23 protein-coding genes are annotated in these 25,140 nt (G+C 52.5%); 15 read left to right on the forward strand and 8 right to left on the reverse strand.

Going from position 1 to position 25,140, the window contains the following annotated elements; translation table 11 throughout:
* The first annotated feature begins 13 nt into the window (after positions 1-13).
* From ADINL_RS15365 to thrH, 7 genes are all read left to right on the forward strand, one after another.
* Positions 14-646 carry a hypothetical protein gene (locus ADINL_RS15365; RefSeq protein WP_036550014.1) on the forward strand — a complete coding sequence of 211 codons (633 nt, stop codon included), beginning with the start codon at positions 14-16 and terminating at the stop codon, positions 644-646.
* A gap of 56 nt (positions 647-702) precedes the next feature.
* The gene (locus ADINL_RS15370; RefSeq protein ID WP_036550016.1) at positions 703-1,065 is read left to right on the forward strand and encodes a roadblock/LC7 domain-containing protein; all 363 of its coding nucleotides are present in this window, start codon (positions 703-705) and stop codon (positions 1,063-1,065) included.
* Positions 1,066-1,122: 57 nt separating this feature from the next.
* Positions 1,123-1,584: a PAS domain-containing protein gene (locus ADINL_RS15375; RefSeq protein WP_036550027.1), complete on the forward strand. Its 462-nt coding sequence runs from the start codon at positions 1,123-1,125 to the stop codon at positions 1,582-1,584.
* A gap of 13 nt (positions 1,585-1,597) precedes the next feature.
* Positions 1,598-2,344 (forward strand): PhnD/SsuA/transferrin family substrate-binding protein, encoded by a 747-nt coding sequence (locus ADINL_RS15380; RefSeq protein WP_036550029.1) that lies wholly within the window; start codon positions 1,598-1,600, stop codon positions 2,342-2,344.
* A gap of 156 nt (positions 2,345-2,500) precedes the next feature.
* Entirely contained in the window at positions 2,501-3,601 is a 1,101-nt protein-coding gene (locus tag ADINL_RS15385; RefSeq protein ID WP_036550030.1) for a DNA-binding protein, read from the forward strand.
* Positions 3,602-3,680: 79 nt separating this feature from the next.
* A complete protein-coding gene (gene cysB / locus ADINL_RS15390) occupies positions 3,681-4,655 on the forward strand; it encodes an HTH-type transcriptional regulator CysB (RefSeq protein ID WP_036550032.1) in 975 nt (324 codons plus the stop codon).
* A 32-nt stretch (positions 4,656-4,687) separates the two neighbouring features.
* Positions 4,688-5,305, forward strand: a complete 618-nt coding sequence (gene thrH / locus ADINL_RS15395) for a bifunctional phosphoserine phosphatase/homoserine phosphotransferase ThrH (protein WP_036550035.1) — start codon at positions 4,688-4,690, stop codon at positions 5,303-5,305.
* Between the two features lie 21 nt (positions 5,306-5,326).
* On the opposite strand, the gene ADINL_RS15400 is transcribed toward thrH, so the two are convergent.
* Both ADINL_RS15400 and pabB read right to left on the reverse strand, forming a co-directional pair.
* Positions 5,327-7,192 carry a methyl-accepting chemotaxis protein gene (locus ADINL_RS15400; protein WP_036550037.1) on the reverse strand — a complete coding sequence of 622 codons (1,866 nt, stop codon included), beginning with the start codon at positions 7,190-7,192 and terminating at the stop codon, positions 5,327-5,329.
* 168 nt (positions 7,193-7,360) lie between these two features.
* Positions 7,361-8,743, reverse strand: coding sequence for an aminodeoxychorismate synthase component I (gene pabB, locus ADINL_RS15405; protein WP_036550039.1), 1,383 nt, complete (start codon positions 8,741-8,743; stop codon positions 7,361-7,363).
* Positions 8,744-8,891: 148 nt separating this feature from the next.
* On the opposite strand from pabB, the gene ADINL_RS15410 reads away from it, so the two are divergent.
* The 6 genes from ADINL_RS15410 (at position 8,892) to prpF (ending at position 16,681) form a co-directional block, all read left to right on the forward strand.
* Positions 8,892-9,761, forward strand: coding sequence for an alpha/beta fold hydrolase (locus ADINL_RS15410; RefSeq protein WP_036550041.1), 870 nt, complete (start codon positions 8,892-8,894; stop codon positions 9,759-9,761).
* 118 nt (positions 9,762-9,879) lie between these two features.
* Complete coding sequence (locus ADINL_RS15415) at positions 9,880-10,593, forward strand: GntR family transcriptional regulator (protein ID WP_036550043.1); 714 nt, start codon at positions 9,880-9,882, stop codon at positions 10,591-10,593.
* Entirely contained in the window at positions 10,586-11,479 is an 894-nt protein-coding gene (gene prpB, locus ADINL_RS15420; protein ID WP_036550046.1) for a methylisocitrate lyase, read from the forward strand. The genes ADINL_RS15415 and prpB overlap by 8 nt, the downstream gene beginning before the upstream one ends.
* Positions 11,480-11,501: 22 nt before the next feature.
* Positions 11,502-12,656 (forward strand): bifunctional 2-methylcitrate synthase/citrate synthase, encoded by a 1,155-nt coding sequence (prpC, locus tag ADINL_RS15425; RefSeq protein WP_036550049.1) that lies wholly within the window; start codon positions 11,502-11,504, stop codon positions 12,654-12,656.
* An 80-nt stretch (positions 12,657-12,736) separates the two neighbouring features.
* The gene (gene acnD / locus ADINL_RS15430; RefSeq protein ID WP_036550052.1) at positions 12,737-15,337 is read left to right on the forward strand and encodes a Fe/S-dependent 2-methylisocitrate dehydratase AcnD; all 2,601 of its coding nucleotides are present in this window, start codon (positions 12,737-12,739) and stop codon (positions 15,335-15,337) included.
* 165 nt (positions 15,338-15,502) lie between these two features.
* On the forward strand, positions 15,503-16,681 hold the full coding sequence (gene prpF, locus ADINL_RS15435; protein WP_036550055.1) for a 2-methylaconitate cis-trans isomerase PrpF: 1,179 nt from the start codon (positions 15,503-15,505) through the stop codon (positions 16,679-16,681).
* A gap of 99 nt (positions 16,682-16,780) precedes the next feature.
* On the opposite strand, the gene ADINL_RS15440 is transcribed toward prpF, so the two are convergent.
* On the reverse strand, positions 16,781-16,978 hold the full coding sequence (locus ADINL_RS15440) for a YgaP family membrane protein (RefSeq protein WP_462686717.1): 198 nt from the start codon (positions 16,976-16,978) through the stop codon (positions 16,781-16,783).
* A gap of 191 nt (positions 16,979-17,169) precedes the next feature.
* Here ADINL_RS15440 and ADINL_RS15445 point away from each other — a divergent pair, with 191 nt between their 5' ends.
* Positions 17,170-17,940, forward strand: a complete 771-nt coding sequence (locus ADINL_RS15445; RefSeq protein WP_036550058.1) for a ferredoxin--NADP reductase — start codon at positions 17,170-17,172, stop codon at positions 17,938-17,940.
* A gap of 52 nt (positions 17,941-17,992) precedes the next feature.
* On the opposite strand, the gene ADINL_RS15450 is transcribed toward ADINL_RS15445, so the two are convergent.
* The 4 genes from ADINL_RS15450 to ADINL_RS15465 form a co-directional block, all read right to left on the reverse strand.
* Positions 17,993-19,708, reverse strand: a complete 1,716-nt coding sequence (locus ADINL_RS15450; protein ID WP_036550061.1) for a proline--tRNA ligase — start codon at positions 19,706-19,708, stop codon at positions 17,993-17,995.
* A 41-nt stretch (positions 19,709-19,749) separates the two neighbouring features.
* On the reverse strand, positions 19,750-20,226 hold the full coding sequence (locus ADINL_RS15455; RefSeq protein ID WP_036550065.1) for a 2-thiouracil desulfurase family protein: 477 nt from the start codon (positions 20,224-20,226) through the stop codon (positions 19,750-19,752).
* A 108-nt stretch (positions 20,227-20,334) separates the two neighbouring features.
* Positions 20,335-20,961 (reverse strand): response regulator transcription factor, encoded by a 627-nt coding sequence (locus tag ADINL_RS15460; RefSeq protein WP_036550067.1) that lies wholly within the window; start codon positions 20,959-20,961, stop codon positions 20,335-20,337.
* Positions 20,958-22,472, reverse strand: coding sequence for a PAS domain S-box protein (locus ADINL_RS15465; protein ID WP_036550069.1), 1,515 nt, complete (start codon positions 22,470-22,472; stop codon positions 20,958-20,960). The genes ADINL_RS15460 and ADINL_RS15465 overlap by 4 nt, the downstream gene beginning before the upstream one ends.
* Before the next feature lie 121 nt (positions 22,473-22,593).
* Between ADINL_RS15465 and ADINL_RS15470 the strand changes: the two genes are divergently transcribed.
* On the forward strand, positions 22,594-24,234 hold the full coding sequence (locus tag ADINL_RS15470; RefSeq protein WP_051632880.1) for an acyl-CoA synthetase: 1,641 nt from the start codon (positions 22,594-22,596) through the stop codon (positions 24,232-24,234).
* 48 nt (positions 24,235-24,282) lie between these two features.
* Here the strand turns inward: ADINL_RS15470 and mscS are convergent, their stop codons facing one another.
* Positions 24,283-25,134: a small-conductance mechanosensitive channel MscS gene (gene mscS / locus ADINL_RS15475; RefSeq protein WP_036550070.1), complete on the reverse strand. Its 852-nt coding sequence runs from the start codon at positions 25,132-25,134 to the stop codon at positions 24,283-24,285.
* Between the last annotated feature and the right edge of the window lie 6 nt (positions 25,135-25,140).

The following is a 25,140-nucleotide window of genomic DNA, read 5'->3' on the forward strand; positions in this document are numbered from 1 at the left end:
TCGGAGTTCGACTGTGAATCAAGACCAGAGTGAAGTGACAGAGTTTTTTCAAGTAACCCCGAGCGGTTCCTATTATGCGACGCTGAGTCCTGAAATGGATGAACGTCGTGCATTGTTGCTACAGCTTCTGAGTGCGGACACGCATGTACCTTATTTCCCAGCAGTCTTGAAAAAGCTGACAGGGCAGAGCGACAAAGAAGCTCAGGAGCTGCTTGAGTGGCTAACCGAGCGCGGTTTTTTGCAGCTGACCAGCGAGCCAGAGCCGGTACCTTCAGGGTCGATTGAGCAACTGTTACCTGAATACTTGCCACAGCTGGCTGAGGGCCGGGTTCTGTTGGCAGATGAACAAGGTTTTTGCCTGGGGCAGTCAGGCTATGCTGATGAAGAAGCTGAGGCTTTGGCAGCACTCTCTGCCGATATCGTGTTGATGCACGAGCGTCATCAGCGACTGCTGCATGAACATCTGGGATTTAACAGCGTGTCCTGGGGGCTGCTGGATGCAGCCGGGCACAGCGAACTGGGGTTTTGGACGTTACATGTTGGTCACCAGAAATTTTTGTTGGTACTCGAAGGAATGCCAACACTGAACCGTCAGTCCTTTGTCAATCTGCTTTCGGTGCTGATGCGCCGTTATCTGGATTACTGAAGTCAACGGAAATACTTAACTGCGACATTTGTGCTAACGGCGTAAAGGAGATAACGATGCGCTCAGAAATGCTTACTTCCATTCTTAATGATCTGAACAGTACTTCGGCTGAGATTGAAGCTTCTGCAGTGATTTCTACGGATGGTCTGATGATTGATTCACTACTGCCCGCCTCGATGGATGAGGACAGTGTGGGTGCCATGAGTGCGGCGATGCTGTCATTGGGAGAGCGCACCGCTCAGGAACTGGCGCGCGGCGAACTGGAGCAGGTGCTGGTCAAGGGCAAGTCAGGTTATATCCTGATGACCCATGCCAATAAAGACTCGGTATTGACCGTTGTGGCCAAGACCAACGCTCGTCTGGGCTTGATCTTTCTCGACGTCAAGCGCGCCGCTGAAGCGATCGGCAAGATCCTGTAAGTCACGCGGTTGCGCCTCTGTTTGGGGGCGCATACATGCATAGCTGGGAGAAGTACTATGTCAGAACAAGATACCGGCCAGGTACGTGAAGTCTTGATTCGCTACTATGATGGAACCGAGCGGGTGGCTCGGATTGTTGATCAGGAGGTGCCTTATCCAGACGGCAAGCTGATTGTGTCCCGCACAGATCCTGAAGGCATTATTACGCATGCCAATCAGGCCTTTGTCGATATGTCCGGCTACAGTCGCGAAGAGCTGATCGGAACCAACCACTATATCCTGCGTCACCCGGACATGCCTGCAGTGGCATTCAAGGGGTTGTGGGATACAGTCGCAGAAGGGAAGAAGTGGCAGGGTTTCGTTAAAAATTTGCGTAAAGATGGTACCTATTACTGGGTCAAGGCCACGGTGATTCCGAATATCCGTAATGGACAGCTGGTAGGTTACACCTCAGTCCGGCGTAAGCCTTCACGCAGCAAAATTCGTGAAAGTGAAGCCCTTTATGCCACGCTGATGTAAGTGGAGATCTCCTATGCCTCTGAATTTGACTGTAAGCCCGGATTTTGCACCTGATCACATCTCTGGATGGTTTTACTTCAATACCTATCTGCAGCGTCAGCTGGGGATACCGATTCACCTTGAGTTGTATGACAGTTTCGAAAAACAGCGCCAGGACATTCGCGAAGGAAAGGTGGATCTGATCTATGCCAATCCTTACGATGCCTCAATGCTGGTGCGGGAACTGGGCTTCAAGGCATTGATGAAGCCAGCACATAAAGCGGATGAAACAGTGATTGCTGTTTCAGTCTCCTCCCCCTGTGGTTCTGTCGAGGATTTGCAGCCGGGCTCAGTCATTGCAACCACAGATGATCCCGATGTGCATACCATGGGTATGATCATGTTGGAATCGGCTGATTTGGATGACAGCAATATTCAGGTGAAAACCCTGAAAAACTATGTGCTAGTGGCCAAAACCCTGTTAAAGGGAGAAGCGGATGCCGGATTTTTCCTGAAGCAGGCCTATGATGAGCTTTCCGAGCTGATTCGTAGTGAAATGAAACCGCTGGTCAGCAGCCAGATTGGCGTGATACACCATGTGTTGCTTGCAGGACCCGCATTTCAGTCCCATGAAGACGCATTGAAGTCAACTCTGTTGTCGATGGCGGATGAGGAAAAAGGGCGTAATGTATTGCAAAACATGGGGTTGGTCGGCTGGGAGCTGATGAGCGAGGAAGACAGTGAGTTCATGATCGATCTGATTGATACACTGATTGATTAATCTGACTCATAGCCAGAGACATTAACGGAGAATCCTGCACTCAGCCACAGTGAAACCTCCGTTTTGATGATGTATCCTTATAGCCTCTACACCGCGGGCTGCGTGGAATCACGCGACCCGCTTATTATCCGCTTTACATCTGGTTAATGAGACGGCATGGATACGGAACAGGTTAAAACACAAGTATTTGAATTAGCGGATGAGTTGCTGTTATCTGGCACCTTTCCCCAGACAGAGATTATTGCTGAGCAACTGCAGCACGCTTCGGAAGATATCGGCTGCTTTTTAGTACAGTGGCGCAGTGAGCTGCCTCAGCGCGTTATTTTTACGGACCGAAATCTGAAAATGCCGGGCATGCCCGATACATTGGCTCAGTCATTTGTACGCATCTGGCATCAGGCTGTACAGGAAGCCCAGTCACGTGTTTCTTTGACACGTCAGCGTACCGATATCGGTGCAGAGGTGGAAAAACGCAGTACGGATGAAGCCTTGCAACGTTCTCAGCACTTGCAGCAAGAGATGGAAGCCCGTTACCGTGAGCAGACGTTAAAGCTTGAAGAAAGCTATGAACAGATCAAGGCATTAAATGCCGAGATCACGGTGTTAAAAACCAATCTTTCCAGCGAAACCAACTCCCGAAAAAAAGAGGAAAAAGCACGTTCAGCCCTGGAACATGAACTGGCCCAGCTGCGCAAGGCGCATGAAGATGCCCGGCGCATGTTTGACCAGCGTATCAAGGATGAGCAGCGCCATATGCTTGAAACCCTGGCCAAAGAAGAGGTCGACACGCGTTATTATCGAAATGCCCTGGAAAAGGCACGCGAAGAGGCTGGCCGAAAAGAATCGGAATTGACACGAGAGATTCATGATCTTCAGGCGCGCATGGCTCGCAAGGATGTCAAGATTGAAACCTTGAAGTCGCAGGTAAAAAGTCAGGAAACGGACTTGTTGAAAATGCGTCAGGATCACGGTGTGATGCAGCGAGATATGACCAAAATAAACAGTCAGTTGTTGGCTGAACTGAATAAAACCAAGCGCCTGGAAGCCAAGGTCAAAGAGCTGCAGGAAGATATGCGCCGCAGCAACCAGAAAAATATTACCTATACCAATGAAGCTGCCAAGCGGGATAACCTGTTACGTGCACAGCTTATGGAAAAAGAAGAATTGCTGGTACGTGCTGAAGCAAAAATCAATTCGTTGGAAAAACGGTTGATTCAAAATGATGAAGAAATTCGCCGTTTGAACGCCCGCCTTTGAAGCGATTGGCGTTGCTGGAGTTTTTTGTTATTCTTTGTAGTTATATATAAATACATTTACTATGCTCGGGTAAAGACACATGAAACTTCAGCAGCTCAGATATATCTGGGAGGTTGCCAGACATGATCTCAATGTTTCGGCGACCGCACAGAGCCTGTATACCTCGCAGCCAGGTATTAGCAAACAGGTGCGTTTGTTAGAGGATGAATTGGGAGTGGAGGTTTTTGCCCGCAGTGGTAAGCACCTGACACGGGTAACACCTGCCGGTGAGGCGATACTGCAGATTGCCGGTGAAATACTGCAGAAAGTCGACAGTATTCGTCAGGTGGCCCAGGAGTTCAGCGATGAACGCAAAGGCAGCCTCAGCCTGGCGACGACCCATACTCAGGCACGCTATGCCTTGCCGCCGACTATCCATGAATTTATCAAGATGTACCCGGATGTGGCTTTGCATATGCAACAGGGCACGCCCATGCAAATTTCTGAAATGGCAGCAGATGGCGAAGTTGATTTTGCTATAGCGACGGAAGCACTGGCGCATTTCCCGGATCTGATCATGATGCCCTGCTATCACTGGAACCGTTCCGTGGTCGTGCCTAAGGATCATCCGCTGGCGCAGATTGGTCAGTTGACTCTTGAAGAGTTGGCCAAGCATCCGATTGTGACCTATGTATTTGGTTTTACAGGCCGCTCCAAGCTGGATGAAGCCTTTATTCAGAAAGGGCTTGAACCCAAGGTCGTCTTTACTGCCGTCGACTCGGATGTCATCAAGACCTATGTGCGATTGGGTCTGGGCGTTGGCATCATTGCAACCATGGCGGTAGAGCCGGAGCAGGACAAGGATTTGGTGGCTATAGATGCATCACATCTTTTTGAAGCCAGTACAACGCGTATAGGCTTTCGGAAAGGGACTTATTTGCGTGGTTATATGTATGATTTTATTAGGTTGTTTGCACCACATTTAACCCCTGATGTAGTTGATCGCGTACAGGCGTGCGCGAACCGCCATGAAGTGGATGAGCTGTTCAAAGAGACAGTTCTGCCGGAACACTGATTTTTGTCTGAACCTGACGTATGGAGTATTGAATGGAACTGGCCTGTCTTGACCTGGAGGGTGTATTGATTCCGGAAATCTGGATCGCATTTGCGGAAGAAACCGGTATCGATGAACTCAAGGCAACGACTCGGGATATTCCCGATTATGATCAACTGATGCAGCAGCGTTTACGGATACTGGATGCGCATGGCCTGACCTTGCCGCAGATTCAGGATACCATCAGCCGTTTGACACCGCTTGAGGGGGCCGTTGAGTTTGTTGACTGGCTGCGAGAGCGCTTTCAATTGGTCATTCTGTCTGACACTTTCTATGAGTTCGCTCAGCCATTAATGCGTCAGTTGGGTTTTCCGACCCTGCTGTGCCACAAACTGAATGTTGATGAGCAGGGACGGATCACCGGCTATACCCTGCGCCAGCGTGACCCCAAGCGTCAGTCGGTGCGGGCGCTGCAGTTGCTCAATTATCGAGTCATCGCTGCAGGCGATTCCTACAACGATACCACCATGTTGACTCAGGCCGAGGCTGGCATCCTGTTCCATGCCCCGGAAAATGTCATACGTGAGTTTCCGCAGTTTCCTGCAGTGCATAACTATGAAGACCTGAAACAGGCCTTCATCGCTGCCAGTAATCGTGATCTGTCACTCTGATTACTGATTTGTCAGACGGGTTCAGACCTTGAACCTGTCTGACAGTTGATGCAGGGCATTAGCCACCTGTTTCAGCTGATTGGCACGGTTGCCAGCGTCGCTGGTCTGGTCAGTCAGGTTGTCAGCCAATACCTTGATCTGTTCGGTATTGCTGCTGATTTCCGTGGTGACTGCATTCTGCTCTTCCACCGCGCTGGCGATCTGAATTGCCATACCACTGATAGTGCCGCTGGCCTGATCAATGGTCATGAGTTGCTGCTCGGCTTTCTCTGCACTTTCAACGTTAATGCGTGCCTGCTCCTGGCTCTGTCCCATCAAGTTGACTGCATCGCGCGTAGAGTCTTGCAGCTCGGCAATCATGGCGCGTATATCTTCGGTAGCCTGATGGCTGCGTTGCGAAAGGGTACGTACTTCATCTGCAACGACTGCAAATCCGCGTCCCTGATCTCCGGCGCGTGCCGCTTCAATCGCCGCATTGAGCGCCAACAGGTTGGTCTGTTCAGCAATACTCTGGATGTTGTCGAGAATCCCGGTGATACGCTGCACATGTTGATCAACTGTATTGATGGCTGCTGTACTGTCGCTGATACGCTGAGTCAGGGCCAGTGTTTGCTCACGATTGGTCTTGACCACCCGTAATCCAGCCTGGGTCGATTCAGAGGATTGTTGTGCTATGTCGGCAGTTTGTTCTGCATTGCGGGCTATCTCGCCTGTCGCTGATGACATCTCCTGAGCGGCTGCAGCCAGTTGTGTCAGCTCTTCTTTTTGCCGGGTCAGCTGTTCCAGACTGTTATGCACGTCTTCGACGCTACGGCCTGCCGCCTGATTAACCTGATCTGTCAGCAAAATCATTTCACTGATGGTTGTCTGCAGTTGGGCCACAAAACGATTGAATGCCAGGCTCATTTGACCGAACTCATCAGCTGTTTCAACTTTAAGGCGATGGGTCAGATCTCCTTCACCTTGAGACACATCTTCAAGTGCCAGCGCGAGTTCTTTCAGTGGGCGTGTCTGATAATTGACCAGCAGGTAAAGAATACCACCAGACAGTACCAGGACCAGCAGGCTCAGTGTCAGCAGCGTCCAGGTGAGTTGACTGATGGCCTCCATCGCTTCACTGCGCTTGACCAGTAATAGAAATGTCCAGTCGGCTTCGGCAATATGTGTGGCAGACATTAACCATACTTCATTGTTGTAGCGGATTTCAACGACGTTCTGCTGGCGAGGTATCGTCAGATCAGGCAGGAATTGACGCACATTTTGCTGAATGCGACCTGTATCGGGATGAGCAATCACCGTCTGATTTCCATCCAGCATCCACAGTTCAGATGTCCAGCGTGACTCGATACTGAGCAGTTCCCGGATCACCGAATCAATGCTGATATCGCTGCCGATCACGCCACGACTGCCGTTGCGCAAAGGCGCAGCCAGTGAAATGATCATTTCACCCGTGCCTGCGTCTGCATAGGGAGGTGTTACCACCAGGCTGTTACGGCTGCTGGCTTGCTGATACCAGGGGCGGGTACGTGGATCATAGTCAGAGGGCAGGTTGGCTGCGGGTCTGGATTGCCACATTTCACCTTGAGCGGTGCCAACATAGACCAGATCAAATTGTCCGGCCTCTCTGGCATACGTCAGAAAATGCTCTGCATCACTGCGCTGTGCCGGAATCTGTTGGGTCAGGCTGACCACCAGATCCGATTTGGCATTCAGCCAGCCGGCAGCAAAGGTTTCAACATTTCTGAGCGTGTTGTTGATTTCACTCTGAACCGCCTGCGTAACCTCGGTATTTAACAGGCGATGTGCCAGACTGCTGAGTGCCAGTAACGACACCAGCAACAGCAGCAGCATGGAAATAAGTAGCTTGGACTGAAAGCTGAGTTTCATATAGAGGACTCCTGAATAATCACTGAAAAACAGGCACGCCTCGCCTTACAGTCTTCCCTGCAAGCATAGAATGTCCGGAACAGCATCTAAACATCTATGCGGCCCGGGATTATATACCAAAGTATAGAAGTATATTTGACAAAAAGAGTCAGAAATATGATAGGAATTTCAGTTTTTTAGCTCAAGAGTCGCTTCCAGCGTGTTAAGCAGGTTGTTTACCTTGCTGAAAGTCTCAGCGTATTCAGCTGGGATCTGTGAGTCGGCAACGATACCACCGCCGGCCCAGCAGTGAATCTGTTGCTGGTGACATACCAGCGTGCGAATCGTGATACTGCTGTCCATCTGCCCGCAAGCACTGATGTAGGCGATGGAGCCGCAGTAAGCAGAACGGCGTTGAGGTTCCAGCTCATCAATAATCTCCATGGCGCGAATTTTCGGCGCACCGGTAATCGAGCCACCCGGAAAACAGGCACGTATCAGATCCAGAGGACTGTAATGGGCTTCAAGTTGTCCAGTGACGCTGCTGACCAGATGATGCACATTGGGATAGCTCTCCAGTTGAAAAAGCTCTGGTACCTTCACACTGCCAGGTTGGCAGACTTTGCTCAGATCATTGCGCAGTAAATCAACGATCATGACATTTTCAGCCCGGTCTTTTTCTGACTGCAGTAGCTCAGTGGCCAGCTGCTGGTCTGTTTCCGGTGTGTCGCCCCGCGGTCGTGTACCCTTGATTGGACGTGTTTCTGCCTTTCCTTCAGGATCGCAAAACAGAAAGCGCTCAGGGGACAGAGACAGTACAGCATCCTGGTCCAGTTCAATATAAGCAGCGAAGGGTGTTGGAGCGGCTGCTTTCAGCAGACACCAGGCCTGCCAGGGGTCGCCTTCATAAGCGGCACTGAAGCGCTGTGCCAGATTGATCTGATAACAGTCACCGGCCTGGATATAGGCATGAATTTTCTCCAGTGCCTGTTGGTAGTCCATTGCGGTCATGTTGCTGTTAAACGATGAGCGCAGGTGAAACGCTGGCTTGACGGAAACCGAAGTGGGCTGGCCAAGCAGGGTCAGAAACTGTTCGACTATCTCGGGAGCGGCATCTGAATGGACCACAAGACGGCTGGTTTGCGTCTCGTGGTCAATAATGACCGCTTGCAGGTACAAACCCAGTTGCAAGTCAGGTAAGGATAAGTCCGCTGTCGCGTGGCTGGGCAAGTGTTCCAGATGGCGCCCCAGGTCGTAGCTGAAGTAGCCTATCAATCCGCCGTTAAATGGGGGGACAGGGTCATGGACCGGTCCAAGGGTATTAAGCCATTGCTGCAGCAGTGTAAAAGGATCCTCATCCGTTACGTGCCAGTCTGAGGCGCTTTCACGAATTTCCAGTCCGTTGCTGCTCAGTCGAGCGCTACGGGCGGGGGCCGCGCTGATCAGATCATAGCGGCCAAAACGACTGTGAGGTTGGCAACTATCCAGAATAACAGCGCCACCGAGGGCGCGCAGCTGTTCAAAAACCTGACTGGCATTTAAAGGATAGGGTAGAGGATAATGACTGATCACTGTCGACACCGGTCTGCAAAAAAGGCGATTCTACCTGTCTGTATTCAGGCTGGCGAGCCCGAAGCCGACCTGTGAGCCAATGTTATCCGTCAGTCTGCTGAAAAGTATCTTTCAGAAGTCCATGTGAGTGTTGCCAAGAGAGAGCGTTATGAAGCACCCGTTTGAATGTCATGTTGACCAGCTGTGTTTGGCTGATCAGCGCTTGTCTTACCGTCTGTATACGCAATCCGGGTTGCCGGAACGGCATTTGGTGCTGGTGCATGGGGCTGGAGTGGCCGGGCGCGATACCTGGGAAATGCTGGTGGCTTTTCTGCAGCATTGGTCCAGTGTTCTGGTGCTGGATCAACGCGGTGCAGGGCAGAGTCACTATCCGGATCATCAGGAACATCCCTTTACCCTGCCGATGCTGGTGAGTGATTTGCATGCGCTGGTGACACATCTGGGGTGGCAGCATTTTGATCTGGGTGGTTATTCTCTGGGCGGTTTGGTCAGTCTGATCTATAAGCAGCAGTATCCGGATCATGTTGGCAAGCAGTTTTTGCTGGAATCAGCGTTGCTGGACCGGGTGTGTATGGAGGAAACCATTGCGTTGCGTGACAAGTACAGTGAGGCGGCTGAACATTTGCGCAGTCAGGATGTTGAGTCAGGTATCCGCCAGTTTCTGGAGACCATTTCTCCGAATCGACGTACTACACCCCAGGCGGATCAACTGGCAATCAGTCGATTAGCTCAGCGTCCCTTGGGCTTTGCCTATGCTCTGGATGCAGTCAGCCAGGGTATTCGTACGCTTGATCGTGCAGCATTGATTGCCGCCCAGGGAGATGTCAGCAGTTTTATCGGTGGTCAGAGTGTCGAGTTGATGCATCAACTGCACGCCAATCTGGCATCAACTCTGCCGAACTGGCACTACTTTCTGGTGCCAGGAACAGATCATTCTTTGCCGTTTCAGAAGCCTCGTCAGATCGCCCGGTTGATGAATCAGGAAATGCTGCGTTACCAGACGGAAAAACCCGCCTAATAATCAGTATACTTTTGTCTAGTGTAGACATATTTAGCAGAAATCTCTGTTGACGGCATGATTTTGGCTCGGTAAGGTTGCTTCTCATAAATATTGTCGACAATCTTGAAGGGTGACCATGTCAGACAAAGATAATATTCTGCCTCTCGAGCCGATTACCCGCACCCTGGCGGACCGGGTCTGTCAACAGATCGTCACGGCGATTGTCAAGGGCGAGTTACCGGCGGGCTATAAAATCAGCGAGCCAGAACTGGCGCGCATGTATGGCATCAGCCGCGGGCCTCTGCGTGAGGCCATCCGCCGTCTGGAGGGGTTGCGTCTGATTGAGCGCAAGGCGCATGTCGGGGCACGTGTGGTCAAACTGACTGCCCATGAACTTATCGAAATATATCATGTGCGTGAAGCGCTGGAAGGTATGGCTTGTCGTCTGGCAGCACAGAATATGAGTGATCGTGAGATCGCTTCACTGAAGGGTCTGCTGGATCAGCATGAACTCTCGGTGGAAGAGGAGTCCTGGAGCTCTTACTTCCAGAAAGAGGGAGATCTCGACTTTCATTATCGCATTGTACAGGGGAGCAAAAACGCCAAGCTGCTGGAGCTGCTGGGTGCTGACCTGTATCACCTGGTACGCATGTACCGTTATCAGTTCAGCGTTTCCAGTTCCCGTCCCAAGCGGGCGTTGAAAGAGCATCGGCAGATTATCGATGCAATTGAAGCCCGGGATCCGGAGTTGGCAGAGTTGCTGATGCGCCGACATATCAGCGCCGCGCGTCGCAATATTGAGAACAAGCTGAACCAAGAGTCTGAAACCAAAGGGGAAAAGAATGGCTAATCAACTGACTGCCGGCGCACGTTTTCGTAAAGCTCTGCAAGACAATAATCCACTGCAGATTGTCGGCACCATTAATGCGTACCATGCCATGATGGCCACCCGCGTGGGGCATCAAGCGATCTACCTGTCTGGTGGCGGTGTTGCCAATGCCTCTTATGGTCTGCCGGATCTGGGTATGACCAGCATGAATGATGTGCTGGAAGATGTACGCCGTATCACCAGCGCCGTGGAAACGCCACTGCTGGTAGATATCGACACTGGTTGGGGCGGCGCATTCAACATGGCGCGCGCCGTTAAAGAGATGATCAAGGCCGGTGCTGCGGCTGTGCATCTGGAAGATCAGGTACAGCAAAAGCGCTGCGGTCACCGTCCCAACAAGGAGATTGTTTCCCTGCAGGAGATGGTTGATCGCGTGAAGGCTGCTGTAGACGCCCGTACTGATGACGACTTCTTTATCATTGCCCGTACGGATGCCTTCCAGATGGAAGGGCTGAATGCGGCTGTTGAGCGTGCTCAGGCCTGCCTGGAAGCCGGTGCTGACGGCATCTTTGCTGAAGCCGTACACACCCTGGAAGACTACAAAGCGTTTGCGGACGGCATCAAGGGTGCTCACCTGCTGGCCAACATTACCGAATTCGGTGCCACGCCACTGTTCAACAAAAAAGAACTGGCGGAAAACGGCGCTTCCATGGTGCTTTACCCCCTGTCTGCCTTCCGCGCCGCCAACAAGGCTGCCCTGAATGTATTCCAGCATCTGCTGGATGACGGCGATCAGAAGGCTGTAGTCGATACCATGCAGACCCGTATGGAACTGTACGATTTCCTGAACTATCACGACTTTGAGCAGAAGTTGGATCAGTTATTCGCCCAGGGTAAAAACAAGTAATCCGTCTTAACAGGAGTCAATCATGTCCGATAATAATACCGTGCTGCCCAAGCCGAAGAAGTCCGTTGCCCTGTCCGGTACCGCCGCCGGCAACACCGCTCTCTGTACTGTGGGACGTAACGGCAATGAACTCCACTATCGTGGTTACAATATACTGGACCTGGCTGAGACATGTGAGTTTGAAGAAGTTGCGTATCTGCTGGTGCACGGAAAATTGCCGACACTGGCTGAGCTGACTGCCTATAAAGCCAAGCTCAAAGCCTTGCGTGGCCTGCCTGCTGCGGTGAAAGCTGCACTGGAACAGCTGCCACCCTCTGCACATCCGATGGACGTAATGCGTACCGGTGTGTCTGTCCTGGGTTGTATCAAGCCAGAGAAAGATGATCACAATCATCCCGGTGCACGCGATATCGCCGATAAACTGATGGCGTGCCAGGGTTCCATGCTGCTGTACTGGTATCACTATGCCTACAACGGCAAGCGTATTGATCTGGAAACGGATGATGATTCTATCGGTGGGCATTTCCTGCACCTGCTGCACGGCGAAAAGCCGCGTGAATCCTGGGTGCGTGCCATGCACACGTCACTCATTCTTTATGCGGAGCATGAATTTAATGCTTCCACCTTCACCAGTCGTGTGATTGCCGGTACTGGCTCCGACTTCTACAGTTGTATTGCTGGCGCCATCGGTGCGCTGCGTGGTCCGAAACATGGTGGGGCCAATGAAGAAGCGTTCGAAATCCAGAAGCGGTATGACAGCCCGGATCAGGCTGAGGCGGATATTCGTGAGCGTGTTGGCCGCAAGGAAGTCATCATCGGCTTTGGTCATCCGGTTTACACCGTGTCTGACCCACGTAACGAAGTGATCAAGCGGGTAGCGAAGCAGCTGTCTGAAGAGCAGGGCAATACCAAAATGTATGATATCGCCGAGCGTCTGGAGTCGGTGATGTGGGATCTGAAAAAGATGTTCCCGAATCTCGATTGGTTCTCTGCGGTGAGTTATCACATGATGGGTGTGCCGACAGATATGTTTACACCACTGTTTGTCATCTCGCGCACATCGGGTTGGAGCGCGCATGTGATTGAACAGCGTATTGATGGAAAAATCATTCGTCCAAGCGCTCATTATGTGGGTGAAGACTGTCGTCCGGTGCCTGCGCTCTCTGAGCGCAGCTAAGCCCGGACTGATAAAAGGGTGGCAGCCGGTGCCACCCAGATTCTTGCCGATTGAGCCAACCTTTTTAATGGTAAGCCACAATGAATACTGAATTCCGCAAACCCCTTCCCGGTACCAGCCTTGACTACTTCGACACCCGTGCGGCGGTTGAAGCCATCCAGCCCGGTGCTTATGAAACCCTGCCTTACACCTCTCGTGTACTGGCCGAACAGCTGGTGCGCCGCTGTGAACCCGAAGACCTGACCGATGCGCTGAAACAGCTGATCGAGCGCAAGCAGGAGCTGGACTTCCCCTGGTACCCCGCCCGTGTGGTGTGCCACGACATTCTGGGTCAGACCGCTCTGGTGGATCTGGCCGGTCTGCGTGATGCCATCGCTGAAAAAGGCGGTGATCCATCCAAGGTCAACCCGGTGGTACCTACCCAACTGATTGTTGACCACTCGCTGGCTGTGGAAGCCCCCGGTTTTGATCCCGATGCGTTTGAAAAGAACCGTGCCATTGAAGACCGTCGTAACGAAGACCGTTTCCACTTCATCGAGTGGACCAAAACCGCGTTCAAAAACGTCGACGTGATTCCTGCCGGTAACGGCATCATGCACCAGATCAACCTGGAGAAGATGTCTCCGGTGATTCAGGCACGTGATGGCGTGGCTTTCCCCGATACCTGTGTCGGTACGGATTCCCACACTCCGCACGTGGATGCCCTGGGTGTGATTGCCATCGGTGTCGGTGGTCTGGAAGCCGAAACTGTCATGCTGGGTCTGCCTTCCATGATGCGCCTGCCGGATATCGTCGGTGTGGAACTGGTGGGCAAGCGTCAGCCCGGCATCACGGCCACGGATATCGTCCTGGCCTTGACCGAGTTCCTGCGCAAGGAGCGAGTCGTCGGTGCTTACCTGGAGTTCTTCGGTGAAGGTGCTTCCAGCCTGTCCATCGGTGACCGCGCCACCATCTCCAACATGACACCGGAATACGGTGCCACTGCCGCGATGTTCTACATCGACGAGCAGACCCTTGATTACCTGAAGCTGACCGGTCGTGAGCCGGAGCAGGTGGCACTGGTTGAAAACTACGCCAAAACCACAGGCCTGTGGGCTGACAGTCTGGTCAAAGCCCAGTACCCGCGTGTATTGAAGTTTGACCTGTCCAGCGTGGTTCGCACCATGGCTGGTCCTTCCAACCCGCATGCCCGTGTTTCCACCAGCGATCTGGCGGCCAAAGGCATTGCCGGTAATCTGGACGCAGCACGCAAGCAGGAAGAGCAGGGCCTGATGCCTGATGGCGCGGTCATCATTGCGGCCATCACCTCCTGTACCAACACCTCCAACCCGCGCAACGTGGTCGCGGCCGGTCTGCTGGCGAAAAAAGCCAACGAGCTGGGTCTGGTGCGCAAGCCTTGGGTTAAATCTTCCTTTGCGCCTGGCTCCAAAGTCGCCCGCCTGTATCTGGAAGAAGCCGGTCTGCTGCCTGAGCTGGAAAAACTCGGTTTTGGTATCGTGGCTTATGCCTGCACCACCTGTAACGGCATGTCCGGTGCACTGGACCCGAAAATCCAGCAGGAAATCATCGACCGTGACCTTTACGCCACGGCGGTGCTGTCCGGTAACCGTAACTTTGATGGCCGTATTCACCCCTACGCCAAGCAGGCCTTCCTGGCGTCACCGCCACTGGTCGTGGCTTATGCACTGGCCGGTACCGTGCGTTTTGACATCGAAAAAGACGTGCTGGGCACCGACAAGAACGGTAACCCGATCACCCTGAAAGACCTCTGGCCGTCTGATGAAGAAATCGACGCCATTGTGGCTTCCAGCGTGAAGCCTGAACAGTTCAAGCAGGTCTACATCCCGATGTTTGATCTGGATCGTGGTCAGGAAGCCGAAAGCCCACTGTATGACTGGCGCCCGATGTCCACCTACATCCGTCGTCCGCCTTACTGGGAAGGTGCTCTGGCCGGTGAGCGCACCATGAAAGGCATGCGTCCGCTGGCCATCCTGCCGGACAACATCACCACCGACCACCTGTCACCGTCCAACGCCATCATGATGGACTCTGCCGCCGGTGAGTACCTGCACAAGATGGGCGTGCCGGAAGAAGACTTCAACTCTTACGCCACTCACCGTGGTGACCACCTGACCGCTCAGCGGGCCACCTTTGCCAACCCGAAACTGATCAACGAAATGGCCGTGGTGGATGGTCAGGTCAAACAGGGTTCACTGGCGCGCGTGGAGCCGGAAGGCAAGGTCATGCGCATGTGGGAAGCGATTGAAACCTACATGGAACGCAAACAGCCGCTGATCATTGTGGCCGGTGCGGATTATGGTCAGGGTTCTTCCCGTGACTGGGCTGCCAAGGGTGTGCGTCTGGCCGGTGTGGAAGTGATTGCCGCTGAAGGTTTTGAGCGCATTCACCGCACCAACCTGATCGGTATGGGTGTGCTGCCGCTGCAGTTTGAAGCTGGCACCACCCGCAAGACCCTGGGTCTGGATGGTACTGAAACCTACGATGTGGAAGGCGAGCTGGCACCCCGTGGCACCATGACCTTGGTCATCAACCGCAAGAATGGTGAACAGGTTAAAGTGCCTATGTTGTGTCGTTTAGACACCTACGCTGAGCTGAATGTCTACAAAGCGGGTGGTGTACTGCAGCGCTTCGCCCAGAACTTCTTAGAAGGTGCTGCGTAACTGCGCTCTATAGAAGGGAACGGGTCTTATCTGGTTGGACCGTCTGTTGCCAGGGATGGCAACAGCGAGCCCCCAGGGAAGGGTTCACGGCGTGTCCAAACAGATAAGACCTGTTCCCGTCTTGCACCGAAGATTGGGTGTTGTAACCTTTTAAGGAGACATGTTATGTCCAGTGTTCCCCAGATCAAGATTCCCGCCACCTACATGCGCGGCGGCACTTCCAAGGGTGTATTTTTCAGCCTGACCGACCTGCCCGAAGTGGCGCAGGTGCCGGGTGAGGCACGTGACAAGATTCTGCAGCGGGTGATCGGCAGTCCTGATCCTTACGGCCAGCAGATTGACGGTATGGGTGGTGCCACTTCCAGCACCTCCAAAACCGTGATTCTGGCCAAAAGTGAACAGCCGGATCACGATGTGGATTACCTGTTTGGTCAGGTCGCCATCAATAAGGCCTTTGTCGACTGGTCCGGTAACTGCGGTAACCTCACCGGTGCCGTGGGTGCCTTTGCCATCAGCAAGGGTCTGGTGGATGCTTCACGCATTCCGGAAAACGGCATCTGCACCGTGCGTATCTGGCAGAAGAACATCGGTAAAACCATCATTGCCCATGTACCGATCACTAACGGTGAAGTACAGGAAACCGGTGATTTTGAACTGGATGGTGTGACCTTCCCGGCAGCCGAGGTGGTGATTGAGTTCATGGACCCCGCCGATGGTGAAGGCTCGATGTTCCCCACCGGTAATGTGGTGGATGAGCTGGAAGTGCCCGGCATCGGCACCTTCAAAGCCACCATGATCAACTCCGGTATTCCGACCATTTTTGTCAATGCCGCGGATATCGGTTACACCGGTACCGAGCTGCAGAAAGACATCAACTCGGATGCCGAGGCGCTGGCAAAATTTGAAACCATGCGTGCTTATGGCGCGGTGAAGATGGGTCTGATCAAGGATATTTCTGAAGCCGCCGCCCGTCAGCACACCCCCAAGATCGCCTTTGTTGCTCCGGCCACAGACTATGTCACCTCCAGTGGTAAAAACCTGCAAGCGGGTGATATTGATCTTTGTGTTCGTGCGCTTTCCATGGGCAAGCTGCACCACGCCATGATGGGCACGGCTTCTGTAGCCATTGCCACGGCTGCGGCCGTGCCGGGCACACTGGTGAACCTGGCTGCCGGTGGCGGAGAGCGGGATGCCGTGACCTTCGGTCATCCTTCCGGCACCCTGCGCGTCGGTGCCGCGGCTGCATTGGTCGACGGTGAATGGACGGCTACCAAAGCGGTGATGAGCCGCAGTGCGCGGGTACTGATGGAAGGCTGGGTGCGTATTCCCGGTGATGCATTTTAAGCGATTCAGTTTTGCTCAAGGCTTGTTGTCCCCCTGAGTGAGAACACATGGAGGCTTGTTAAAAACCTCCATGGTCTTTGAAGCCCAACCCTGTTGGGCTTATTTTTTGATGCCGCAGGTGTTAATGCCCAACAGGCTGTATGCCGGGCAACGTCCTGCCAGCCCTGTAATCAGTGGCAGGATACCGATCCAGGTCCAGGGTGTGCCAGTACCCATGATTGCCAGTATGAGCAGAATCGCGCCCACCAGAATGCGTGCAATTTTGTCTATTCCGCCTACATTTACTTTCAAGTCCATAGTGCTCTCCTCTGTTAAGTCGAGTGATCCAATTTAGTCAGTTTACTTTATATTAGACTATCCTTAATAGAAAGCGTGTTTTTTATATTCATTTATGGCATTAAAAAATATCTAATAATTCTTTTATTTTATATGAGCCGATGCGTTAAAGTGCAAACACTATTCATTTGCATTTAATGGGAAGATCGAGGATGTCCAATCTGCAGAAAGAGACAGTGCTTGAAGTGCAGCACTGGAATGATACCTTGTTCAGCTTTAAAACTACCCGTGATCAGGGTTTTCGTTTCAAAAACGGACACTTCACCATGATAGGTCTGGAAGTGGAAGGCAAGCCATTGTTGCGAGCTTACAGCATTGCCAGCGCCAATTATGAAGAAAATCTGGAGTTTTTCAGTATCAAGGTGCCTGATGGTCCGCTGACATCGCGTTTGCAGCAGATTCAGCCGGGTGATCAGATCTATATCAGTCGTAAGCCAACAGGTACGTTACTGACTGATTTTTTGTTGCCAGGCAAGCATCTGTATTTGTTGGCAACCGGAACCGGCCTGGCACCGTTCATGAGTATTATCAAAGACCCTGAGGTCTACGAACTCTACGAAAAAGTCATTCTGGTCCACGGCGTGCGTCACGTTTCCGAGCTGGCATATCAGGAGGAGATTCAGCATGCATTACCTAAAAATGAATTTTTTGGTGAGCAAATCGCTGAGCAGCTGCTTTATTACCCGACAGTGACCCGTGAGCCCTACATCAATCAGGGACGTATCACTAACCTGATGCTGGATGGCAAGTTGTTTGAAGATCTGGGTATGCCCGCACCCAACCTTGAAGATGACCGTTTTATGTTGTGCGGCAGTCCAGCCATGTTGCAGGACTTGACGCGAGTACTGGATGATTGGGGATTCAAGGAAACCCGCAAGGGTGTGCACGGTGAATACGTGATCGAGCGTGCATTTGTAGACTGAGGTGGTACGGGTCACAGGCTGTATTGTAGCGGCCTGTGCCCCGTCTTCTCTATTAACTCAGCTGTTGTTGCAGAAATGCGAGGGCATCATCTGCCGCAATATCGCGTGATTCAGCATCGCGACGGTGTTTGTATTCCAGTGTGCCATTGTTGAGACCACGCTCGGAAATGACCAGACGGTGCGGAATGCCGATCAGTTCCATATCGGCAAATTTCACACCAGGACGCTCCTTGCGGTCATCCAGGAATACATCGATACCGGCTGCATTCAGTGCGGCATACAGTGCATCGGCTTTTTCACGCACGGTTTCGGACTTGTCATAGTTCAGTGGTACCAGTGCAACGGTGAAAGGGGCGAGGGCTTCAGACCAGATGATGCCGTTATCATCGTGATTCTGCTCAATGGCAGCGGCGACGACACGGGTAACACCGATACCGTAACACCCCATCTCCATGACCACCGCTTTGCCGTTTTCATCCAGCACGGTTGCGTTCATTGCTGTTGAGTAACTGTTGCCCAGTTGAAACACATGCCCGACTTCAATACCGCGCTTGATTTCCAGGGTACCCTGACCGCAGGGGCTGGGATCGCCAGCAACCACATTGCGCAGATCAGCCACTTCGGGCATGGGCAGATCACGTTCCCAGTTAATGCCGAAATAGTGTTTGTCATCGATGTTCGCGCCGGCGCCAAAATCAGCCATCACGGCAACGCTGCGATCAATAATGCAGGGGATTGGCAAATTGATAGGTCCGAGAGAACCGGGCCCGGCGCCAACTACTGCACGAATCTCTTCTTCCGTTGCCATGCGCAGCGGGCTGGCAACCTGAGGCAGTTTTTCAGCCTTGATCTCATTCAGTTCATGGTCACCGCGAATCAACAAGGCGACAAAGTCTGCATCACATTCATCACTGGCTGCGACGATCAGAGTTTTAATGGTCTTCTCGATTGCCAGATTAAAACCGTTTACCAGTGCAGCGATGGTTTTGGTATCAGGGGTATCAACCAGACGCATCTCTTCGCTGGGCGCAGGGCGTGTAGTTGCGGGTGCCAGGGCTTCAGCTTTTTCAATGTTGGCGGCATAGCTGCCGCTGTCGGAGAAAGCAATATCATCTTCTCCAGAAGCGGCCAGCACGTGAAATTCATGCGAGGAGTTGCCGCCAATAGAGCCGTTGTCCGCAAGTACAGGACGGAAGTCCAGCCCCAGTCGGGTAAAGATACGACTGTAGGCGTCATACATGCGGTCATAGGTTTCCTGTAATGATTCACGGCTGGTGTGGAAGGAGTAAGCATCCTTCATGATGAACTCACGTGAGCGCATCACACCAAAGCGCGGACGGATCTCGTCACGAAACTTGGTCTGAATCTGGTAGAAATTGGCGGGCAACTGCTTGTAGCTGCGAATCTCCCGGCGAATCATGTCGGTAATCACTTCTTCGTGGGTCGGGCCGACACAGAAGTCACGTTGATGACGGTCCTGGATACGCAGCAGCTCAGGGCCATACTTCTCCCAGCGGCCAGACTCCTGCCACAGCTCGGCGGGCTGTACAGCGGGCATCAGTACTTCCTGGGCACCTGCTGCATCCATCTCTTCGCGGACGATACGTTCAACCTTGCGCAGTGTCCGCAGTCCCAGGGGCAACCAGGTATAGAGGCCTGAAGCCAGTTTGCGGATCATACCGGCCCGAAGCATCAGCTGATGGCTGATGACTTCAGCATCGGAAGGGGTTTCTTTCAGGGTTGAAATCAGGTATTGACTGGCGCGCATAGGGAAGCGATTCCGTAGTTGACGAAAAAATGGCCTTCATTTTAGGCCGCTTCGGTCTGCGCTTCAACAAAGCGTATCAGTTCTTCCAACTGGTGTTCATTAAATACCGGTATTCCATTGCGAATCAGTTCATCTGCTGCGACGCCGGGTGCTTCGGTGAGGGTGCCAGAGAAACTGCCATCATAGATTTGCGTATTGCCGCAGGACGGGCTGCGGGATTTCATCAGCGCACAACAGACACTGTGCTGTTTGGCCAGCTTAAGAGTGGCTTCAGCGCCAGCAAGAAATTCGGGCGTGACATCGTCACCTTCACGGGTGGTCACCAGAATAGGAAAGCGGGATTGTGTTTCTGCGGGTGGCCGAGGTGTTGGCAGGCCTCCCAGTGACTCGGGGCAGACCATTAACAGTCGTCCCTGGGCCTTCCAGCGTTGCAGGGCAGGATGCTCCAGCAGGTTGTCGCGTCCATCATAACGTACCTTGGCACCCATCAGACAGGCGCTGACCAGTATCTTATCCATCGTCCATTGTTCCTGAACTTGTATTTATAATTATTGTACGGACACTATTTTACCGTCTGATGACGCGTCATGCTACTGATCAGGATCAAGCCCTGCTCAATCCTTTGTCTAAGGCAGGGTGATACCTGATTGCGTCAATCGATTGCCCATATTGACCAGTACCGGCAAGCTGCTGGCCTGCATTTTGGACATGACCCGGGCACGGTGAACCTCAACTGTTTTGGGGCTGATGCCGAGTGCTTCCGCAATCTCGCGGTTGGCTTGCCCCTCAATCACCAGTGCCATGACTTCGCGCTCTCGCTGACTCAGGTTATGGTAGCGTTGCTTGAGTGCCTGTGTTTCGCCATGGGCTTTAAAGCGCTGTTCAGCCTCCTGTAAAGCCTTGCTGACCAGATTCAGTACCCGGCGATCATCGAAGGGCTTTTCAATAAAATCCAGCGCACCAGCCTTGATGGCATTGACAGCCATCGGGATGTCGCCATGACCACTGATCAGAATGACAGGCAACTGAATATCCCGTTCCTGCAGGATCTGCTGCAGTGCCAGACCATTGGTTCCCGGCATGCGAACATCAAGCAACAGGCAGCCTTGTTCTCCCTGATAACGTTCAAGAAATTCGCTGGCAGAGCCGGCACAGATGACGCTATAGCCTGCGGAACTGAGTAACCATTGCATGGAGTCGCGAAAGTCCGTGTCATCGTCTACCAGGAATACGTATGTGTTATCTGTTTTCATTCTGTGTTTCTCGATGGCAGTTTGAAATGAAAGCAGCTCTGGCTTTGACCATCGCTCTCGGCCCAGAGCTGGCCACCATGACTTTCAATCAGTGAACGTGAGATGGATAAACCCATTCCCAAGCCGTTTACTTTACTGGTGGTGAAGGGTTCAAACAACTGCGACATCATCTCGGGAGCTACGCCGCCTGCCTGATCGCATACACTGATCTGAACCTGCTGATTTTCCTGACGTGTTTTTATCTGAATCAGAGGCGATTCGCAAGGGTGACTGGCATAGGCCTCTATGGCGTTTCTCAACAGATTGATCAGTACCTGTTCAACCTGTACCCGGTCCCCGTACACGATTGGGCAGTCTGGATCGAGGTCAAACTGGAAGCAGATCTGCTGATCACGCGCATCCTGATTTAAAAATGTCATGACCTCATGACAACAGTCGTTGATATCAAACGCGGTATATTGCACCTCGGTACGCTGCACAAAACGACGAATACGCCGGATGATTTCAGCCGCCCGGTGTGCCTGGCGTGAGATCAGTTCCAGGGCACGTCGTGTTTGCGAGACATCCTTGAGTTGCTGTTCTTCAATCTGTCGCAGGGTACCATTGCTATAGTTCAGGATGGTAGCCAGCGGTTGATTGATCTCGTGTGCCAGCTCTGTGGCCATCTCTCCGACTGATAACAGTCGAGACATGTGCGCCATTTCATTTTGTTGGCGCTTGTATTGTTGCTCGGCATGTTTGCGAGCTGTCACATCACGACCGATCAGTGTGTAGTAGTCCACATGCTTGCGGTTATTGCGGTCACGGTGGGCAATAACTTCACGCAATTCAGCAACGCGACCACTGTCATCATCCAGCGCCATAGGGATGGCACCGTGCCAGTTGCCCTGTTGTGCCGCCTGGTTGAGTGCAGGGACTACTGCTTCGTGAAAGAGTGCTTCTGTAAACAGATGGGGCAGGCGGTTACGTAAAGTGGGGCCGGCACTGCTCAGGGTTCGCTGGGCTGACTCATTCTGATAGGTCAGAATCAGGCTGGTGTGCTGACAGAACAGAATCATGTCTGATGAAGCTTCGACTACCTTGGCCAGACGTCGCGTAGCCTGTTGGGCCAGTTCTCGCTCAGTGACATCGCGAGACACACAAATGACTTCCAGCGGATGTCCCAGTTCATCGCGAATGGTACGGCTGGTGGTTTCGAACCAGATATAATGGCCGCGCTTGTGTCGATAGCGATACACATTGGTATAGAGACCGTCACGATAGCGGACATCGCCCGTGCGGTTTTTCAGATTATCGGCATCGTCAGGGTGAAACAGGGCATAGCCAGATGTACCGATCACTTCTTCTGCCCGATAACCCAGCAGGGGTTCGATCGCCGGATTGACATCAATGAAGGTCCATTCCGGAGTGGCTGTATGGCGTGATATCAAATCGGTGGACTGTTCCGCCAGCAGCCGATAGCGGTTTGCTTCTTTCTGGCAGTGCAGTAGTGCTTGTTGCAAATCTGTCATGCGATTTATTTTCCTTATTGTGTTGCGCACGAAGAGTCGGTATTTGTCTTAAGTCGTCTTGTGAAATAAGGGAAAGTACGTATTATTGCACAGAATGACAGGGACAATACTGGAGAATAACATGACAATGTCAAATCATAATCCCTATAGCCTCGGTTTGGATCAGAATCCAGCCAATTATACCGCACTCAGCCCCTTGAGCTTTATCGCACGTGCGGCGGATGTGTTTCCACAGCGAACAGCTGTTGTACATACCGGTGTGCGACGCACCTGGCTGGAAACCTTTCGGCGCTGCCGACAGCTGGCCAGTGCACTGACAAAGCGCGGTATTGGTAAGGGAGATACCGTAGCGGTGATGGCACCTAATCTGCCGGAAGTCTTTGAGGCGCATTTTGGTGTACCTGCAACCGGTGCGGTACTGAATGCACTGAATATCCGCCTGGATGCAGAAGCCATTGCCTTTATACTGCAGCATGGTGAAGCCAAGGTCGTGATGGTGGATCGTGAGTTTTCTGAAGTTATCCAGCGCGCAGTACGGATGATGGCACAGAAGCCACTGGTCATCGATATTGATGATCCATCCTATGAAGGCGGTGAATTGATCGGCAGCCTCGACTACGAAGCCTTTATCGCGGAAGGTGATCCTGAATATGTCTGGCAGCTGCCCGACAATGAATGGGACGCTATCACGCTGAACTATACCTCAGGGACTACCGGTGATCCTAAAGGGGTGGTCTATCACCACCGTGGTGCGTATCTCAACGCCATGAGCAATATCGTGTCCTGGAATATGGGCCATCATCCGGTGTATCTCTGGACCCTGCCGATGTTCCACTGCAATGGCTGGTGCTTCCCCTGGGCGATCGCAGCAACGGCGGGAGTCAGTGTCTGCCTGCGTCATGTCCGTGCTGACGATATTTATGCACTGATCAAATCTGAAAAAGTGGATCATTTCTGTGGTGCGCCAATTGTTCTGAACATGCTGAATAATGCCTCGGATGAGATGAAAGCAGGTATTGAGCATCAGGTCAAAGTGATGACAGCAGGTGCTGCGCCCCCAGCGGCAGTGATTGAAAGCATGGAGCAGATGGGCTTTAAAGTTACACATGTGTACGGCCTGACCGAAACCTATGGACCCAGCGTTGTCTGTGCCTGGCATGAGGAGTGGGATGAGAAATCCGCTGCCGAGAAAGCGCGGTTAAAATCGCGTCAGGGTGTACGCGCACCCATGCTGGAAGGGTTGATGGTCGCTAACCCTGAAACACTGGAACCGGTGGCGCAGGATGGCAAAACACTGGGTGAAATCTTTATGCGTGGCAACCTGGTGATGAAAGGGTATCTTAAAAACCCAACAACCACTGATGCTTCTTTCCGGGGTGGCTGGTTCCATTCAGGTGATCTGGCTGTCTGGCATCCGGATGGTTATATCGAGATCAAGGATCGCTCCAAAGATATCATCATATCTGGCGGTGAAAATATCTCGTCTATTGAGGTTGAAGATGTACTCTATCGTCATCCTGCGGTCATGGAAGCGGCTGTTGTTGCCATGAATGATGAAAAATGGGGTGAGGTACCCTGTGCTTTTGTGACGTTAAAGGCTTCTGCAGCTGGAGAGGTCAGTGAGGCTGATATTATTCAGTTCTGTCGTGACAATATGGCACGTTTCAAGATCCCGAAAAAAGTGGTGTTTTGTGATCTGCCCAAAACCTCAACGGGCAAAATTCAGAAGTTTGTCCTGAGAGACCAGGCAAACCTGGGTTGATAAACAGCAGCGCCCGCCTGGCGGGCGCTGCTATCCTGTTCGGCCTGCTCAGGCAGACTTTTCTTCACGAATCAGATGTACATCCATCTGCGGGTAAGGAATACCAATATCATTGGCATCCAGTGCCTGCTTGATTTTTTCCAGAAGATCCCAGCGTACCGCCCAGAAATCTGCAGTATTCACCCAGGGGCGAACAATAAAATCTACCGACGATGCACCCAGTTCGTTGACGGCAATCGTGCAGCCTGGTTCTGTCAGAATGCGCTCATCCTGCTCGATAATCTGCTGCAGCACCTGTTTGGTTTTTTGCAGATCAGCGTCATAGGATACGCCGATTACCAGATCGATACGTCGACGTTCTTCCTTGGAGTAGTTGATGATATTGCCACCCAGAATATTGGAGTTAGGAACTACAATAATCCGGTTATCGCCGGTTTTCAGTACGGTGGTAAAGATCTGTACTGATTCAACCACCCCGGCAGTACCGGCGGCTTCAATAAAGTCTCCGGCCTTGAACGGGCGAAAGCCGATCAGCAGCACACCGGCAGCAAAGTTGGACAGCGATCCCTGCAACGCCAGACCAATGGCCAGACCGGCGGCACCGACAATGGCAACAAATGAAGCGGTTTGTACGCCAACACGTCCCAGTGCCGCGATGACGACAAATGCCAGCAGGGCATACTTGATCAGGCTGGTAGCAAAGTTAGCGATAGTTGGATCGACTTTACGCGCCTTGAGCAGGCGATTGAGCGAATTGGTAGCCAGGCGGATAACCATTGAACCAACCAGAATGATCAGCAGTGCTGCAGTCAGGTTCACTGCATAACTGATGATCAGCTCCTGGTTGTTGGTTATCCAGCCGCCGACATCATTGCCGAGTTGGGTGAGGTTTTCGTCCATTGTCGA

Origin of the sequence: Nitrincola lacisaponensis, assembly GCF_000691225.1 — a bacterium.
In the GTDB taxonomy this organism is placed as follows: domain Bacteria; phylum Pseudomonadota; class Gammaproteobacteria; order Pseudomonadales; family Balneatricaceae; genus Nitrincola; species Nitrincola lacisaponensis.